At 70.1% G+C, this 14,835-nt stretch carries 16 protein-coding genes; 12 read left to right on the forward strand and 4 right to left on the reverse strand.

Annotated features, from left to right (window positions below):
• The first annotated feature begins 224 nt into the window (after nucleotides 1-224).
• The 5 genes from ACTIGN_RS23540 to ACTIGN_RS23560 all read left to right on the forward strand — a co-directional run bounded on the left by ACTIGN_RS23540 (nucleotide 225) and on the right by ACTIGN_RS23560 (nucleotide 5,236).
• Nucleotides 225-950 carry a vWA domain-containing protein gene (locus ACTIGN_RS23540; RefSeq protein ID WP_439628419.1) on the forward strand — a complete coding sequence of 242 codons (726 nt, stop codon included), beginning with the start codon at nucleotides 225-227 and terminating at the stop codon, nucleotides 948-950.
• Between the two features lie 149 nt (nucleotides 951-1,099).
• Nucleotides 1,100-2,464 carry a protein kinase domain-containing protein gene (locus ACTIGN_RS23545; protein WP_439628421.1) on the forward strand — a complete coding sequence of 455 codons (1,365 nt, stop codon included), beginning with the start codon at nucleotides 1,100-1,102 and terminating at the stop codon, nucleotides 2,462-2,464.
• A gap of 6 nt (nucleotides 2,465-2,470) precedes the next feature.
• Nucleotides 2,471-2,875 carry a hypothetical protein gene (locus ACTIGN_RS23550; protein ID WP_439628423.1) on the forward strand — a complete coding sequence of 135 codons (405 nt, stop codon included), beginning with the start codon at nucleotides 2,471-2,473 and terminating at the stop codon, nucleotides 2,873-2,875.
• 6 nt (nucleotides 2,876-2,881) lie between these two features.
• Nucleotides 2,882-4,063 carry a metallophosphoesterase gene (locus ACTIGN_RS23555; RefSeq protein ID WP_439628425.1) on the forward strand — a complete coding sequence of 394 codons (1,182 nt, stop codon included), beginning with the start codon at nucleotides 2,882-2,884 and terminating at the stop codon, nucleotides 4,061-4,063.
• Nucleotides 4,064-4,204: 141 nt separating this feature from the next.
• Nucleotides 4,205-5,236 carry an AAA family ATPase gene (locus ACTIGN_RS23560; protein WP_439628427.1) on the forward strand — a complete coding sequence of 344 codons (1,032 nt, stop codon included), beginning with the start codon at nucleotides 4,205-4,207 and terminating at the stop codon, nucleotides 5,234-5,236.
• A gap of 105 nt (nucleotides 5,237-5,341) precedes the next feature.
• On the opposite strand, the gene ACTIGN_RS23565 is transcribed toward ACTIGN_RS23560, so the two are convergent.
• Nucleotides 5,342-5,518 carry a Flp family type IVb pilin gene (locus tag ACTIGN_RS23565; RefSeq protein WP_144950755.1) on the reverse strand — a complete coding sequence of 59 codons (177 nt, stop codon included), beginning with the start codon at nucleotides 5,516-5,518 and terminating at the stop codon, nucleotides 5,342-5,344.
• Between the two features lie 85 nt (nucleotides 5,519-5,603).
• Nucleotides 5,604-5,780 (reverse strand): Flp family type IVb pilin, encoded by a 177-nt coding sequence (locus ACTIGN_RS23570; RefSeq protein WP_439628429.1) that lies wholly within the window; start codon nucleotides 5,778-5,780, stop codon nucleotides 5,604-5,606.
• Nucleotides 5,781-6,195: 415 nt separating this feature from the next.
• Between ACTIGN_RS23570 and ilvD the strand changes: the two genes are divergently transcribed.
• The 7 genes from ilvD to ACTIGN_RS23605 all read left to right on the forward strand — a co-directional run bounded on the left by ilvD (nucleotide 6,196) and on the right by ACTIGN_RS23605 (nucleotide 13,007).
• Entirely contained in the window at nucleotides 6,196-7,878 is a 1,683-nt protein-coding gene (ilvD, locus tag ACTIGN_RS23575) for a dihydroxy-acid dehydratase (protein ID WP_439628431.1), read from the forward strand.
• Between the two features lie 47 nt (nucleotides 7,879-7,925).
• Nucleotides 7,926-8,675: a DUF4058 family protein gene (locus ACTIGN_RS23580; protein ID WP_439628433.1), complete on the forward strand. Its 750-nt coding sequence runs from the start codon at nucleotides 7,926-7,928 to the stop codon at nucleotides 8,673-8,675.
• A gap of 14 nt (nucleotides 8,676-8,689) precedes the next feature.
• Nucleotides 8,690-9,280: a nucleotidyltransferase family protein gene (locus ACTIGN_RS23585; protein ID WP_439628435.1), complete on the forward strand. Its 591-nt coding sequence runs from the start codon at nucleotides 8,690-8,692 to the stop codon at nucleotides 9,278-9,280.
• Nucleotides 9,281-9,368: 88 nt separating this feature from the next.
• A complete protein-coding gene (locus ACTIGN_RS23590) occupies nucleotides 9,369-10,331 on the forward strand; it encodes a pyridoxal-phosphate dependent enzyme (RefSeq protein WP_439628437.1) in 963 nt (320 codons plus the stop codon).
• 35 nt (nucleotides 10,332-10,366) lie between these two features.
• Entirely contained in the window at nucleotides 10,367-11,371 is a 1,005-nt protein-coding gene (locus tag ACTIGN_RS23595; RefSeq protein ID WP_439628439.1) for a tRNA dihydrouridine synthase, read from the forward strand.
• A gap of 26 nt (nucleotides 11,372-11,397) precedes the next feature.
• Nucleotides 11,398-12,363 (forward strand): C45 family autoproteolytic acyltransferase/hydolase, encoded by a 966-nt coding sequence (locus ACTIGN_RS23600; protein WP_439628441.1) that lies wholly within the window; start codon nucleotides 11,398-11,400, stop codon nucleotides 12,361-12,363.
• 113 nt (nucleotides 12,364-12,476) lie between these two features.
• Complete coding sequence (locus ACTIGN_RS23605; protein ID WP_439628443.1) at nucleotides 12,477-13,007, forward strand: hypothetical protein; 531 nt, start codon at nucleotides 12,477-12,479, stop codon at nucleotides 13,005-13,007.
• Nucleotides 13,008-13,041: 34 nt separating this feature from the next.
• Here the strand turns inward: ACTIGN_RS23605 and queC are convergent, their stop codons facing one another.
• Both queC and ACTIGN_RS23615 read right to left on the reverse strand, forming a co-directional pair.
• Nucleotides 13,042-13,725, reverse strand: coding sequence for a 7-cyano-7-deazaguanine synthase QueC (gene queC, locus ACTIGN_RS23610; protein WP_439628445.1), 684 nt, complete (start codon nucleotides 13,723-13,725; stop codon nucleotides 13,042-13,044).
• A gap of 173 nt (nucleotides 13,726-13,898) precedes the next feature.
• Nucleotides 13,899-14,663 carry an FHA domain-containing protein gene (locus ACTIGN_RS23615; protein ID WP_439628447.1) on the reverse strand — a complete coding sequence of 255 codons (765 nt, stop codon included), beginning with the start codon at nucleotides 14,661-14,663 and terminating at the stop codon, nucleotides 13,899-13,901.
• Nucleotides 14,664-14,835 lie beyond the last annotated feature (172 nt).

The raw sequence follows: 14,835 nt of genomic DNA on the forward strand, positions 1-14,835 counted from the left end.
AGAGGACAGAAGACAGAAGGGCAGAAGGCAGAGTCGGACACGGACCAAATCACGACGCGCGTTTCCGGTCCCGTGCCTTTTCCGTCTGATCCGTGCCCGTGCCCCAGCCCGTGCCCGTGCCCGACTCTGTCCTCTGACGCCGAAGGAGGCTGCTCCTGCTGTTCCTTGCCTCTGGGTGCGTACTCTGGAATAATGCCGGGACTTCCCCACCGAGGACCGCGCCCGTGAGCCAGCAGCCGAAGGTCAAGGGCATCGCCGACATCGTGTTCCTGCTCGACGCGACCGGGAGCATGGGGCCGTGCATCCACGCCGTCAAGCAGAACATCACGAAGTTCGTGACGACGCTCACCACCCCGGGCCCCAACGGCGGGGCGGTCGTGAAGGACTGGCGGGCCAAGGTCGTCGGGTACCGCGACCTCGACTACACCGACTGCCCGCCCTACGTCGACAACCCGTTCGTGTCGAACATCCACCAGCTCGAAGCGCAGCTCAGCGGCCTGGTGGCCGACGGCGGCGGGGACGAGGCCGAGACGCTCCTCGAAGCGCTGTACAAGCTCGCCGCGATGCCCGCGACCGCGGCGAACGCGGACCTCGACGCGAACGCCTGGCGACCGGTCGGGGGCGCGCGGCGGTTCGTGGTCGTGTTCACCGACGCGCCGTTCAAGGAGCCGCTCCGCGAGCCCCGCGGCGCGTCGATCGACGACGTGATCCTGAACCTGATGACGGCGAAGATCGTGCTCCACATCTTCGCCCCAAAGAAGTTCGACCGGTACAACACGCTCGCCGAGGTGGACAAGGCCCAGTGGTACGCGATCGCGACGCAGGACGGCCAGACCCCGCAGGCCGCGCTGGCCGATTACACGTCCGACCCGAGCCGGTTCGGCAAGATCATCGAGCAGCTCGCGAAGACCATCACCGTGCAGTCCGAGGTGCCGCTCGTGCTGGAGTAGGACAAGAACCAGCTGCACGATCGAAGCAGATCAGTCACGATCAAGACGGCAAGCAGAGACTGTCTCTGCCCGAATCGTGCGGATCGTGTCTCTCATCGTGCGGCCACTCTTTGCTTTGTGTTTGTGCCGGGAGCCGGAGTACCGCCCGCATGGTCCGCATCTACGACCCCAGGGAGCGCGTCCAGGGGTACACGATCGACGAGCTCATCACCACGGGTAACAACTCCGTCTCGTACTCCGCACGGTCGGCGGCGGGCGAGAAGGTGTTCTTCAAGCTGTACCAGTCGCCGTCGGTCCGCGTCCCGTGGTACAAGCCGTTCGTCCAGCACCAGGCCGAGTTGAAGAAGCGGATCGAGGCCGGGCCGTGCCGCCAGTTCTGCTACAAGTTCCTCGGCGGGTTCGAGCACGAGCGGAAGTACCACCAGGTGTTCGAGTTCCTCGACAGGAGCCACTCGCTCGCCCAGATCTTCGACAAGATCCGCGTGCGCCCGGCGGCGGTGAGCTGGGAGCAGCGCGAGCTGATGGCCAAGGTGCTCGTCGCCGGGATCAACCAGATCCACGGCGCGAGGATCGTCCACGCCGACCTGAAGCCCGACAACGTCATGCTCATCGAGGACCCGTCGATCGGCATGAAGTACCGGCTCAAGATCATCGACATGGACTTCTCGTTCTTCACCGACAAGAGGGCCCCGTGGGACGGACACGAGGGGTACTTCGGCACCCCCGGGTACATGAGCCCCGAGCACGTGACGAACGTGGTGCCCTCCCCCGCGTCGGACGTGTTCACGCTCGGGGTCATGCTGTACGAGTTGCTCGCACAGGGGCACCCGTACCCGTTCGACGACGCCGAGAAGTACCTCCCGGCGTACCGGGCACACGCGGCCGCGCCGCCGAAGCTGCTCGGCACCCCGAAGGCCCCGGCCCGCGGCGACGTGATCGGCGACGTCCTCCACAGGTGCCTGCACCCCGACCCGGCGAATCGGCCCACGGCGGCCGACTTGCACAAGGCGCTCACGGGCGACTACGTTCCGCCCCCGGACGACCCCGAGGCGGCGCGGAAGCGGGCCGACGACGAGCGGGCGCGCGCCGCGGACGCCGAGCGGCGCAAAAAGGAAGCCGACGATCGGGCGCGCGAGGTGGCCCGCATCGCCGGCGACATGCGGAAGCGCGCCGAGCCGGAGCCGCCGAAGCCGAAGGACGGCGAGCAGCCCGCCCCGCGGCTGGTACTGGCGGCCGGGGGCGTGTCGCAATCGGTCGGCGCGCGGGTCGTGTTCGGACGCGTCGTGCTGGCGAAGTTCGGCGACGCCGCCCGGTACGCCGCGAACGAGCAGTTCGTCATCGACCGCACCGGCGACGAGTGGTTCGTCGAGCCGTGCTTAAACACGCCGAACGACACGCTGCTCAACGGCGCGTTGCTCGTGAGCCGCACGAAGCTAGCCGCCGGCGACACGGTCGGCATCGGGAAGGCCGCGAGTAAGAAGAGCGTGCTGGAACTGACCGTGCGTGCGGAGTAGCCCGGCATGGCCCCGGCGACCTGGACCTGGCCGCAGGACGGCACCGAGAACCCGGCGGCCGAGCGGCGGTGCCTCGTGTGCCGGCACCCGAACCTGCCGCGGGTCGTCGTGCTGCGGGCCGCCGCTACCGGCAGGGAAGCGGTGCTGACCGAGTCGGCCAAGTTCGGCCGGGCCGTGTTCGCGCACCGGTTCGCCGACCCGGACGCGGTGTTCGCCTCAGAATTGCAGTTCGAGATCGTCCGCGACGAGGCCCGCGTCGCGTGGGTGGTCCGGCAGCGGCCGGGTGCGGTGAACCCGACGTGCTACAACGGGACGCCGATCGGGCCGGCGGGCGTCGAACTCGCCGACGGCGGCGTCATCTCGGTCTCGAAGGCGAAGCTCAGGCTGCAGGTCCGGTTCAAGAAGAACTGACGCCACATGCTCGACGTGGTCACCGCCGCCGACTTCCCGCCCCTCACGTTCGCGGACGCAATGGATCGCGCTCGTGCAACGAGTGTGCGCCAGGTCGGCGAGTGGCTCGCCGACCCCGCCAACGCACGCCGGCTCCTGTTCGACGACGCCCGCACCGACTGCCCCGAAGTCGCGATCCTCACCCCCCTTCCCCCGCCCGCACCTGCGACCGAGGGAGCGCCACCGGTCGAAGTCCCGGCCGTGGTTCCGCACCCGGTCCCCGACCCGCTGTGGATCGTCGGCGACGTTCACGCCGACGTGCTCTCGCTGGCCACCGCCATCGAGTACGCCACCCGCGTGAGTCGGCACGAGGGCGGCGAGCCGAGCTTCGTGTTCCTCGGCGACTTCATCGACCGCGGCCCGCACGACCACGAGACGCTGCTCCTGCTCTTCAGCCTCGTGATGAGGTGCCCCGAGCGCGTGTGCGTGATCCCCGGGAACCACGACGTCGACCTGCGGTGGGGCGAGAAGGCGCAGCGGTTCGGGGTCAGCATCCAGCCCGCGGAGTACTGCGAGCGATTGAACGAACTCCTCGACGCGAACCCGTCGCCGGACCAGGAGCAGGTGCGACTCGCGCGGCTCGCGATCGAGTTCTGGAAGGGCCGGCCGAAGGCGGTGTTCCTCCCGGACGGCACCGCACTCTCGCACGGCGGGTTCCCGCACACCGACCTGCACGAGTCGCTCCGGACCCGGGCCGACCTCGGCGCGAAACGGTGCCTCGACGACTTCCTGTGGGCGCGGCTCTCCGAGTCCGTGAAGAAGCGGCCGAACCGCGGCAACCGCGGGCACGAGTTCGGCTCCCGCGACTTCGCGAGCTTCTGCCAGGTGGCGGGCCGCGAACACCTCCGCGTCCCGGTGTGTCGGTTGATCCGCGGGCACGACCACGTCGCCGAGCGGTGGCAACTGCCCGAGGAGTACCGCGAGTTCCCGGTGGTCACGATCAACGCGATGGGCTGGCGGATGGACGGCGAGTTGGCCCCCGCGGACTGCCCGCACCCGTACCCCGTGGTCGCGCGGCACGTGCCGGGCGACCTGCCGCGGATCGTCCGCCTGCGGCTCGACCCGGCCGAGGTGGACCGCTCGCGGGGCCGCGAACCCGAGCCGCGGGAGCCCCGTCCCCCCGTCCGGGGACCGGCTCCCGGGGCGTGACGGGCCGGGAACCCGCGGCCGCTGAGATACACTCCCGTCCCGCGACCCTTTAGAATTCACTTGTCGCCTCTCCCTCTCCCTCGCCCGCGACCGCCGAGCCCCGTGCCACCGACCCGAACACCCAAGGCCCCGGACCACGATATGCCCGCAGCACCGAAGCCGAACCCCGAGGAACTCTCGCTCGCCGACCTCCAGGCCGAGGCCGACGCGGTCCGCAAGCGGATCACCCGGTTCCGCGAGTCGCTCGGCCGGTTCTTCGTCAACAAGCAGGAGATCATCGACCTGATGTGCGTGGCGGCCGTCGCGCAGGAGCCGCTGCTCCTCGTCGGCCCGCCCGGCACCGCCAAGTCGGACCTCGTGCTGAAGTTCAAGGACGCGCTCGGGATCGAGCAGGCCGACTACTTCGAGTACATGCTCACCCGGTTCACCGAGCCGAGCGAGATCATCGGCGCGATCGACATCAAGGAGCTCCGCGACGGCCGGTACATCCGCAAGAAGGAGGGCAAGCTCCCGACGGCGAAGCTCGTGTTCCTCGACGAGATCTTCAAGTCGAACTCGGCCATCCTCAACATCCTGCTGACGATCATCAACGAGAAGAAGTTCTACCAGGAGGGGAAGCCCGAGCCGGTGCCGCTGCGGGTCATGTTCGCGGCGACGAACGAGATCCCCGAGCAGGGCGAACTCGCGGCGCTGAAGGACAGGTTCGTGCTCAAGGTGCTGAGCCGGTCGGTGCAGGACGACTTCTTCACCGAACTGATCGACGCCGGGCTCCAGAACGAGGCGTACAAGGGGTTGAACCAGAACCCGTGGGTCGAGGGGCACGCGAACCTCGACGACTTCCTGAAGGCGAACCGGTACCTGACGTACCTGTTCGCCCGCAAGGAGCCGGCCGGGGGCCGCGGCGAGGAGCACAACGACCGGCAGGTGTTCTTCCCGCCGGAAGTGTTCCGCGAGTACCAGCGGCTCGTGAAGACCCTCGTGCGTGAGGACAAGATCTTCATCAGCGACCGGAAGCTCGTGAAGCTCTACAAGCTGTTCCGGGTCCGGGCGTGGCTGTTCTCGGGCGGCACCGTGAGCAAGGACGACCTGCGGTTGCTCGCGTACCTCGGCGAGTCGCACCAGGAGATCGAGCACCTGCGGGTCAAGGTGCCCGAGTACCTCGGCGACGCCTGAGCCGGGGTGGGCGGTGCGGGCCGCCGCGGCCCAGCCCAACGAACGCAACGAGCCGCGCGGTTCCCCGCGCGGCTCGTTTGGTGTATCTGGCCGTCCGTGTCGGTCTTACTGGTTGACGGCGGAGCCGACCTTGGAGAACGTGTTGTTGGCGTTCTTGCCCAGGGCCGAGATGGCGGCGATGCACACGACCACGATCAGGGCCAGCATCACCGCGTACTCGACCGCCGTCGGGCCGTCTTCCTTCTTCACGAACGAAACTAGCTTCTTCGTCAGGCTGCGCATCTGAAACTCTCCGGGTCAGGGGTTGCGAGGGGGACACAAGACGAACCCACCCGGGACCACCGGTGCGGGTCGAACTGTTGAGTGCTCACGTCTCGACGGCGGAGCCGACCTTGGAGAACGTGTTGTTGGCGTTCTTGCCCAGGGCCGAGATGGCGGCGATGCACACGACCACGATCAGGGCCAGCATCACCGCGTACTCGACCGCCGTCGGGCCGTCTTCCTTCTTCACGAACGAAACCAGTTTCTTCGTCAGGCTGCGCATCTGAGTGTTTCCGTGAGAGGTTAGGGGTACCCGCATACCCTGGTGAGCCTCGCTCCGAGGACCGGTTGGGATCAGCGAGCATTGACGACAAGTCTTTAAGTCACGCTCCGGGCGCGTGCAATTGAACGCGTCCGTTTTCCCCTTTTTCGATGTCGGATTTTCCTGCGCGGCATTCTCTGCCGCACGCACGGCCACCCCTGCAAGCCATCCGGCCGCGGCCACCTTGGTGAGGAAACCGAAGGAAATCCAGGCATTCGGCCGCCCGCACCACGGGTACTCCGGCCCGCGCGGCTCAGACCCGCCCCGGTGTCGAGAAATCCTGCGCCGCGGTTCGCGTGGCCGCGGGGGTCCGTTGTCCGGATAACATTCGGGTCACGCCGTGAAACCCCGCCGGACTCTCCCTGAGGACGCACCCGTGCCCGACCCGATGCAGCGAAAAAGCTTAACGACCACCGGCGGCACGAGCCGCGCCCCCAACCGGGCCATGCTCCGCGGGGTCGGGTTCACCGACGACGACTTCAACAAGCCGGTCATCGGCATCGCTTCGCTGTTCTCGGACATCACCCCGTGCAACGCCCACCTGGACCGGCTCGCGGTCAAGGGCCGCGAGGGGGTCCGGGCCGGGGGCGGGGTGCCGCAGACGTTCGGCGCGCCGACCGTGTCCGACGGGATCAGCATGGGCCACATGGGCATGCGGTACTCGCTCGTGTCCCGCGAGGTGATCGCCGACTGCATCGAGACCGTCGCCGGGGCGATGAACCACGACGGGGTCGTCGCGTTCGGCGGGTGCGACAAGAACATGCCCGGGTGCGTCATGGCGATGGCCCGGCTCAACGTGCCGAGCGTGTTCGTCTACGGCGGGAGCATCATGCCCGGGGTCGGCCCGCACGGCGAGGACGTGGACATCGTGTCCATCTTCGAGGCCGTCGGGAAGTTCCAGGCCGGCAAGATCGACACCAAGACCCTGCACAAGGTCGAGTGCGAGAGCTGCCCGGGGCACGGCTCGTGCGGCGGCATGTACACCGCGAACACGATGGCCAGCGCGATCGAGGCGATGGGCCTGATGCTCCCGTACGGCGCGTCGAACCCGGCCGTCACCGCGGCCAAGGAGCGCGAGGCGTTCCAGGCCGGCAAGGCGGTGGTCGGGCTGGTCGAGAGGAACCTGCGGCCCCGGGACATCATCACCCGCAAGAGCCTGGAGAACGCCTACACGTTCGTGCTCGCCCTCGGCGGCTCGACGAACGCGGTGCTGCACCTCATGGCGATCGCCAGGGAGGCCGGCGTCGAGTGGACCCTCGACGACTTCGACCGCCTGGGCGACAAGGTGCCCCACCTCGCGGACCTGAAGCCGGGCGGCAAGTACGTCATGTTCGACCTGTACCGCGTGGGCGGCACCCCGGCCGTGCTCCGGGCGCTGCTCGACAAGGGGTTCCTGCACGGCGACTGCCCGACCGTGACCGGCAAGACGCTGGCCGAGAACCTGGCCGACGTGGCGAGCGTGTACGCGAAGCCGCAGTCCGTGGTGCGGCCGTTCGAGGCCCCGATGTACTCCCACGGCATCCACGTCGTGCTGAAGGGGAACCTCGCGCCGGAGGGGGCGGTCGCCAAGACGGCCGGGCTCAAGGTGCGGACCATCACCGGCCCGGCGAGGGTGTTCGACGGCGAGGAGGCGTGCTTCCAGGCGATCCAGGCGCAGAAGATCGTGGCCGGCGACATCGTGGTGATCCGCGGCGAGGGGCCGGTCGGCGGCCCCGGGATGCGCGAGATGCTGAGCATCACCGGCGCGCTGATGGGCCAGGGGCTCGGCGAGAGCGTCGGCCTCATCACCGACGGCCGGTTCAGCGGCGGCACGCACGGGTTGGTGGTCGGCCACGTCGCCCCCGAGGCGTGGGTCGGCGGGCCGATCGCGCTCATCCAGGACGGCGACTCGGTCACCATCGACGGCGACAACAAGCTGTTGACCCTGAACGTGCCGGACGCCGAGATCCAGGGCCGCAAGGCGAAGTGGAAGGCCCCCGCGCTCCGCGTCGAGCGCGGCGTGCTGGCGAAGTACGCCAAGCTCGTCCGCAGCGCCAGCGAGGGGGCCGTGACGGGGTGACTGGGGTGGGCACGTTGTGGTAGCATGGTGGCACAAGAGGGGCCGCCATGCCGATGCACGACTGGAGCCGCGTCGAAGCCGGAACGTACCATGCGTTCCATGTCGCGTGGCTCGGTGAACTCCAAAAAGCGCTCAACGGTGGTGTCCTTCCGCCGGGCTATTACGCGATGGCCGAGCAGCACGCGGGCGACGCGATCCCGGACGTCATCGGCCTTCACGAGTCGGACCCGGACCGGGACGAGGTTCCCGAGCCGTCCGGCGGGGGCGTCGCGACGCTCACCAGGACCAAGCCGAAGGTCGCGGAGCGGCTGACCTCACCCAAACCCCTCAAGGTGATCCCCCGCCGCCGCGTCGCGATCCGCCACACCAGTGGGCACCGCATCATCGCGTTCATCGAACTCGTCTCGCCGTCGAACAAGGACCGCATCGAGAGCGTCGTCGGGTTCGCGGCCAAGGTCGCCGAGGCGCTCCGGAGCGGCGTCCACGTCCTGCTCGTCGATCCGTTCCCGCCCGGTGCCGCCGACCCGCTCGGAATGCACGGGGCCGTCTGGCGGGAACTGACGTCGATCGAGACCGCGGTCCCTGAGGACCGGGCGTTGACGCTGGCGGCGTACGCGGCGGGCCGGACCGTCGAGGCGTTCGTCAACCGCCTCGCTGCGGGCGACGAGTTGCCCGACATGCCGGTGTTCCTCACCGCCAATAAGTACGTTCCGCTCGCGCTCGAATCGACGTACATGGCCGCCTACGCCGGAATGCCCGAGTTCTGGCGGAAGGTGCTCGAGAAGCAGCCCGCTTGAAGGGAGGAGAACACGTGGCAGACGTCGTGCTGGGCGAAGTCTCCTGGGAAAGAATGGTCGGAGCCGTGGAAAAAGTGCGCGAGCGGTTGTTGCGAGCCACGGCCGCCCTGGAGCGGGGCGGCGTGCCTTACGCGGTGATTGGCGGTAACGCGGTGGCCGCCTGGGTGTCGCGAGTGGACGAGGCCGCCGTGAGGAACACCCAGGATGTGGATGTCTTGCTCCGCCGGGCCGACTTCGACGCCGCAAAGGCCGCGCTGGAGGCGGCCGGGTTCGTGTACCGGCACGCGGCGAGCATCGACATGTTCCTCGACGGACCCGGGGCCAAGGCCCGCGACGCGGTCCACGTCCTGTTCGCGAACGAGAAGGTGCGCGAGAGCTACGCGCTGCCCACGCCCGACGTGACCGAGAGCGAACCGGGCGGCACGTTCCGAGTGCTGGCACTCGAAGCGCTCGTGCGAATGAAGCTCACCTCGAACCGCGACAAGGACCGAACGCACCTGCGGGATTTCCTCGACGTCGGGCTGATCGACGCGAGTTGGCCGGCGCGGTTCCCGCCCGAACTCGCCGCCCGGCTGCAACACATCCTCGACACCCCCGACGGGTGACCGTTCGCCGCGCTGGTGCCGCGCGGGCCGCCGACAATTAACCAGTGCGGTGGGGTGTCAAACCCGGTCCGCGGGCTACACCACCCCAATGAGCACCACCACCTACGCCTGCGACCTCGCGGCCGTGTGCGACGCGGCGGCCCGGCTCGCCGGGGTCGTCCACCGGACGCCCGTGATGACCTCCCAGACGCTCGACGCGCGGGCCGGGCGGCGGGTGTTCCTCAAGTGCGAGAACCTCCAGAAGGTCGGCGCGTTCAAGTACCGCGGCGCGTCCAACGCCGTGCTGAAGTTGACCGACGCGCAAGCGGCCCGCGGCGTCGTCACGCACTCCAGCGGCAACCACGCGCAGGCCCTCGCGCTCGCGGCCCGGGTCCGCGGCGTCCCGGCGTACATCGTGATGCCGCGGACCGCACCCGCCGTGAAGCGGGCCGCGGTCGAGGGGTACGGCGGCCTCGTCACCGAGTGCGAGCCGAACCTCGCGGCCCGCGAGGCGGCCGCGGCCGAGCTGGTCGCACGCACCGGGGCGACGCTGATCCCGCCGTTCGACCACGAAGACGTGATCGCCGGCCAGGGCACGGCCGCGATCGAGTTGCTCGAGGACGCGCCCGGGCTCGACGCGATCGTCGCCCCCGTCGGCGGCGGCGGGCTGCTCGCCGGGTGTGCCGTCGCCGCACGCGGGATGAAGCCGACGATCCGCGTGTTCGGGGCCGAGCCGCTCGGGGCCGACGACGCGGCCCGGTCCAAGGCGGCGGGCGAGTGGGTGCCGCAGACCGCCCCGAACACCATCGCCGACGGGCTCCTCACCAGCACCGGGCGGCTGACGTGGCCGATCATCCGCGACCGGGTCGAGCGCGTCTTCACCGTGACCGACGACCAGATCCGGGCCGCGATGCGGTTCGTCTGGGAGCGGGTAAAGTTGGTCGTCGAGCCGAGCGGCGCGGTCGGCGTCGCGGTCGTGCTGTCCGACGAGTTCAAGGCGCTCGCGAACATCGACGCGGTCGGCGTTGTCCTGAGCGGGGGGAACGTGAGCCTCGATAAACTGTACTGGTAGGCGCACGCCCGCACCGCCCCGAGGCGACCACCGCAATGATCCACCCGGACGTTCCCGCTCTCGTGCTGGCCCCGATGGAGGGCGTGACCGACGCGCCCATGCGGGCCGTGCAGGGTGCGGCCGGCGCGTTCACCTACGCCGTCTCCGAGTTCCTGCGCGTCACGCAGACGGCACTGCCCCGCGGCGTCATCCTCAGGCACGTCCCCGAACTCCGCACCGGGTGCCGCACGCTCACGGGCCTGCCCGTGCAGGTCCAACTCCTCGGCGGCGACGCGGGCCGCATGGGCGAGTCGGCCGCGGCCGCGGTCGGCCTCGGCGCGACGGCCGTCGACATCAACTTCGGGTGCCCGGCCCCGACCGTGAACCGGCACGACGGCGGCGCGACGCTGCTGAAGTACCCGGCGCGGATCCGCGAGATCGTCGCGGCCGTGCGGGCGGCGGTGCCGCCGTCGGTGCCCGTGTCGGCCAAGCTGCGGCTCGGGTGGGACCGCCTCGACCCGATCTTCGAGAACGCCGAAATGGCCGCACAGGGCGGCGCGTCGTGGATCACCATCCACGGGCGCACGCGCCTCGCCGGCTACGCCCCGCCGATCTTCTGGGCGCCGATCGGACGGGTCCGCGAGCGGCTCGGCATCCCGGTCGTGGCCAACGGCGACATCTGGACCATCGAGGACTTCCGGCGGTGCCGCGAGGAGACCGGGTGCCGGCACTACATGCTCGGCCGCGGCGCGCTCGCCCGCCCGCACCTGCCCCGCCAGGTCGCCGCCGAGTTGGGCCTCGTCGCGCGCGAACCCGGGGCCGGGCCCGACGCTCCGGTCGACTGGCCCGCACTGCTGCATCGGCTCGTCGAATGGTCGCAGGAGTTCCCGGACGGCCGCCCGGGGCGCGTCCTGTCGCGACTCAAGCAGTGGCTCAGCATGGCCGCGAAGTTCGGCGGGTTCACGCGGTTCGACGCGATCAAGCGGACCGAGAGCATCGGGGAGTTGTTCGCCGGGCTCGACGGGCGAGCCGCCGTTGGGTGCCTGTCCAGTTCCGGGTAACCTGCTCCCCACACCGGAGGCCAGCCGTGCGAGTCACCAACGCCGACGGGTACAGCTACGAGCCCGTCCCCGCGGTCGCCAACAGGCCGCCGTACCCGCCCGACCTCGCGGCGCGGGCGCGGGAGTTCCTCGACGCGACGCTCACGCTGTTCCGGCCGCTCGGACCGGTCGCGGGCATCGGCCGGGCCGCGTTCCACAAGTACCCGGTCCACGCCGGGCGCGCGACCGCCGCGGCCGCGGTGATGGGTGTCGATCCCGTCGACCTCCTCACCGGGAACCTGTGCTACGACATCCTCGCCGGTACAGTCGCGATGGGGTGCTCGACGCTCGCGCTCGCTGGCACCGACGGCCCGGTCCTCGCCCGGAACATGGACTGGTTCCCCGCCGAGAAGATCGCCAAGGCGAGTTGCCTCGTGACCGAAGACTTCGGCGTCAGCGCCGGGTTCCTCGGCGGGCTCGGGGCCGTCACCGGTCTGTCGAAGAACGGGTTCTGCGTGTGCATCAACGCGGCGTTCGGCGGCACCGACCCCGACGGCTACCCGATGCTCCTGTTCCTTCGGCACGTCCTCGACACCGCCCGGAACTTCGGCGACGCGCTAAACATGGTCGAGGGCGAGCGGCTGATGTCGGGCGGGCTGGTCACGGTCGTGGGCACGCGCAACGACGAGCGGGTCGTCGTCGAGCGGATGCCGGCGAGAGCCCGCGTCCGCCGGCCGTTGGGCGACGGCCCGCTGATGGCCACCAACCACTACCGCGAACTCGCACCGCCGACCGTCGTGTGCGACCGGTACGCGTGCCTCGCCGAGTACGCCGGCCGCCGCGACCCGATGGACCTCCTCACCGACCGGCGGGTGCTGCAAGCGATCACCGCCCAGCACGTCGTCATGTGCCCCGCGACCCAGGCCGCCGCGATGTACGTGCCGAGCCACCTGCTCCCGGAGTCGGTCCGGGAAACGGTCACCGCGGCCGACCTGTTCCAGTTCGCCGGGTGACCCGCGTCCGAGAGTGACTTCCGCCGGGCACGCCGCTTTGCTATTCTGAACTATGCTGATGGGGGATCGTGTTCGGAACGGCCGTGCGGCCGTTCGAGTCAGGAGAAGGTGCGATGGGCGTTCCGTCGGGGGAGATCATCGCGCGGCCCATGGTCGCGCGGGCGTGCGGGTGCGTTCAAGAGTTCCAGCACTACGCGGTCGACCGGTACCGCGAGCAGCGGAAGGCGAAGTTCCAGAAGACGCGGTGCCCGGCGTGCGTCGCGAAGCTGGTCGAGGAGCAGCGGCGGGCCGCGACGCTGCCCAAGAAGGGCGAGGCGTTCAAGGCGCTGCCCCCGGGCACCGAGATCACGATGAGCCGCCGCCCGGACGCCACCTGGGCCGGCACCCTCGTCGGGGACGGCACCAAGGTCGAGGCGACCGGCGAGGGGCCGCAGGGCGTGACGCTGGCGCTGGCGCGGGCGTGGCTCATGGCCCGCGGGCTGTGGGACGAGGCGGCCGCGGCCGCGGCCGATTCGAAGCCGCCCATCCAGCCGATCCCGGCGGTCCTGCCCCACGCCGTCGTGCCCACCCCCCCGAAGGCGGCGGCCCGGCCCGCGGCCCCGAAGCCCGCACCGGCCCCCAAGCCCGCGGCGAAGCCGAGCTGACGAACCGCTCGGGGGCCCGCCCGCCCCCGATCGCCTACTGGTACGGCGTCGGGTCCGGCACCCCCGCCTCGGCGAACCCCTTGGCCCGCAACACGCACGAGTCGCACCGGCCGCACGCCCGCCCGGCCCCGTCCGGGTCGTAGCAGCTCAGCGTCAGCGCGTAGTCCACGCCGAGCCGCGCCCCCTCGCGGATGATCTCGGCCTTCGTCATCCTCAGCAGCGGCGAGTGGACGCGGAACCGGCCCGCGCCCTCGGTGCCCGCCCGCGTCGCCAGGTTCGCCAGGTTCTCGAACGCGGACAGGAACTCGGGCCGGCAGTCCGGGTAGCCCGAGTAGTCGAGCACGTTGGCCCCGATGAAGAGGTCGAACGCCCCCACCGTCTCGGCGTACCCCAGCGCCAGGCCCAGCAGGATCGTGTTCCGGGCGGGAACGTAGGTCACCGGCACGCCGCGGCCCATCTCGGAGGCCGTTCGGCCCTTCGGCACCTCAACGTCGGCGGTCAGCGCCGACCCGCCGATCGCCCGCAGGTCGAGCGTGACGACGCGGTGGTCGGCGACCCCGAGCGCCTTTGCCACGGCCGCGGCGCGCTGCAACTCGACGCGGTGCCGCTGCCCGTAGTCGACGCTGAGGGCGTACGGGGTGAAGCCCTGTGACTTCGCGACGGCGAGGGCGGTGGTGCTGTCGAGCCCGCCGCTGAGGAGTACGACCGCTTTGGACATGCTGTGGCCCGTCAGAGTCAGAGGACAGCGATCAGAGGACAGACACCAGTTTAGCGGCCGCCGCTCCGAAGCGGCACGCGGCCCCGCGGAGTCAGCGACGCGACTGGGGCAGTCCGATCTGGTTTCTGTCCTCTGACCTCTGGCTTCTGGGGCCGAAGGCCTCTCGCCCGCGGTCAGGCGAAGACGAGCTTCATCTGGACGGTGCCGATCTGGACGACGTCGCCGGGCTTGAGTTGCCGCGGCTGCTTGGGCGGGAGGCGGGTGCCGTTGACCCAGGTCCCGTTCAGGCTGTTCAGGTCCTCGACGGCGACCACGCCCCGCTCGAAGTGGATGATCGCGTGCTGCCGCGAGCACCAGATCTGTTCGAGCGACTCCTGGCTCATCAGGTCGATGTCAACGGGCTTGTCGGCGAACCGGCCGACCATGTTCCGCCCCTCGTAGATCGGGTACTCCGCATTGATCCGGGTGCCGCGGAGGACCACGAGCTTGGGCTTGATCTGCGGCGCGTCGGGGACCGGTTGGAGGGCCTCGTCCGCCCGGGCGGTCGCCGGAATGGTGATTGCCAGGTTCTGTTGTGGGTCGCTCATCGGGTGTCCCGGGAGGCCTGGGAGTGCGGGGGCCGTGCCTTGCGATTTGCGGGCGTCGCGGGCGACCGGGCCGCGGCGAACGGGGGGCGGCGTCACCTCCAACCCGTATCGGCCGTCGCGGGCCAGTTTGCTCGAGCGCTGGTCGTCGAGCAGCATCGTCTTCGGGGCCGCCCCGGTGGACCGGCCCGGCTCCGTGACGGGGGCCGGGTCGTTGATCGGCTCGACCATCGGGGCCGGGAGCCCGGCGGCGCGGGCGAGGGCCGAGAGGCTCGTCAACAGGCTCGCCCCGCACCGCCCACAGGCGGTCGCCGCGTCGGGGTTCGCGAACTGGCATTTCTGGCAGGTGGACATCGCACGCGGTCCTTCGACACGGGGCGCGTCGCCCGGGAGAGTGGAGGCTGTCCGATTTTCGAGGAAGTGTAGCTCACGAAATGCCGGCGACCGAAATCCTTACGCGTCGCGCCCCGAAAGCTGACATTCCCCCCGGCGAAATTCGACCCCTGAATTCCTCTCCTGCCAGACG

Source organism: Gemmata sp. (genome assembly GCF_051859125.1).
In the GTDB taxonomy this organism is placed as follows: domain Bacteria; phylum Planctomycetota; class Planctomycetia; order Gemmatales; family Gemmataceae; genus Gemmata.

What these genes read in the sequence shown, in the direction of transcription:
- ACTIGN_RS23545 (WP_439628421.1), top strand. Translation starts at nt 1,100, where the DNA reads ATGGTCCGCATCTACGACCCCAGGGAGCGCGTCCAGGGGTACACGATC.
- ACTIGN_RS23550 (WP_439628423.1), top strand. Translation starts at nt 2,471, where the DNA reads ATGGCCCCGGCGACCTGGACCTGGCCGCAGGACGGCACCGAGAACCCG.
- ACTIGN_RS23555 (WP_439628425.1), top strand. Translation starts at nt 2,882, where the DNA reads ATGCTCGACGTGGTCACCGCCGCCGACTTCCCGCCCCTCACGTTCGCG.
- ACTIGN_RS23560 (WP_439628427.1), top strand. Translation starts at nt 4,205, where the DNA reads ATGCCCGCAGCACCGAAGCCGAACCCCGAGGAACTCTCGCTCGCCGAC.
- ACTIGN_RS23565 (WP_144950755.1), bottom strand. Translation starts at nt 5,518, where the DNA reads ATGCGCAGCCTGACGAAGAAGCTAGTTTCGTTCGTGAAGAAGGAAGAC.
- ACTIGN_RS23570 (WP_439628429.1), bottom strand. Translation starts at nt 5,780, where the DNA reads ATGCGCAGCCTGACGAAGAAACTGGTTTCGTTCGTGAAGAAGGAAGAC.
- ACTIGN_RS23580 (WP_439628433.1), top strand. Translation starts at nt 7,926, where the DNA reads ATGCCGATGCACGACTGGAGCCGCGTCGAAGCCGGAACGTACCATGCG.
- ACTIGN_RS23590 (WP_439628437.1), top strand. Translation starts at nt 9,369, where the DNA reads ATGAGCACCACCACCTACGCCTGCGACCTCGCGGCCGTGTGCGACGCG.
- ACTIGN_RS23595 (WP_439628439.1), top strand. Translation starts at nt 10,367, where the DNA reads ATGATCCACCCGGACGTTCCCGCTCTCGTGCTGGCCCCGATGGAGGGC.
- ACTIGN_RS23605 (WP_439628443.1), top strand. Translation starts at nt 12,477, where the DNA reads ATGGGCGTTCCGTCGGGGGAGATCATCGCGCGGCCCATGGTCGCGCGG.
- queC (WP_439628445.1), bottom strand. Translation starts at nt 13,725, where the DNA reads ATGTCCAAAGCGGTCGTACTCCTCAGCGGCGGGCTCGACAGCACCACC.
- ACTIGN_RS23615 (WP_439628447.1), bottom strand. Translation starts at nt 14,663, where the DNA reads ATGTCCACCTGCCAGAAATGCCAGTTCGCGAACCCCGACGCGGCGACC.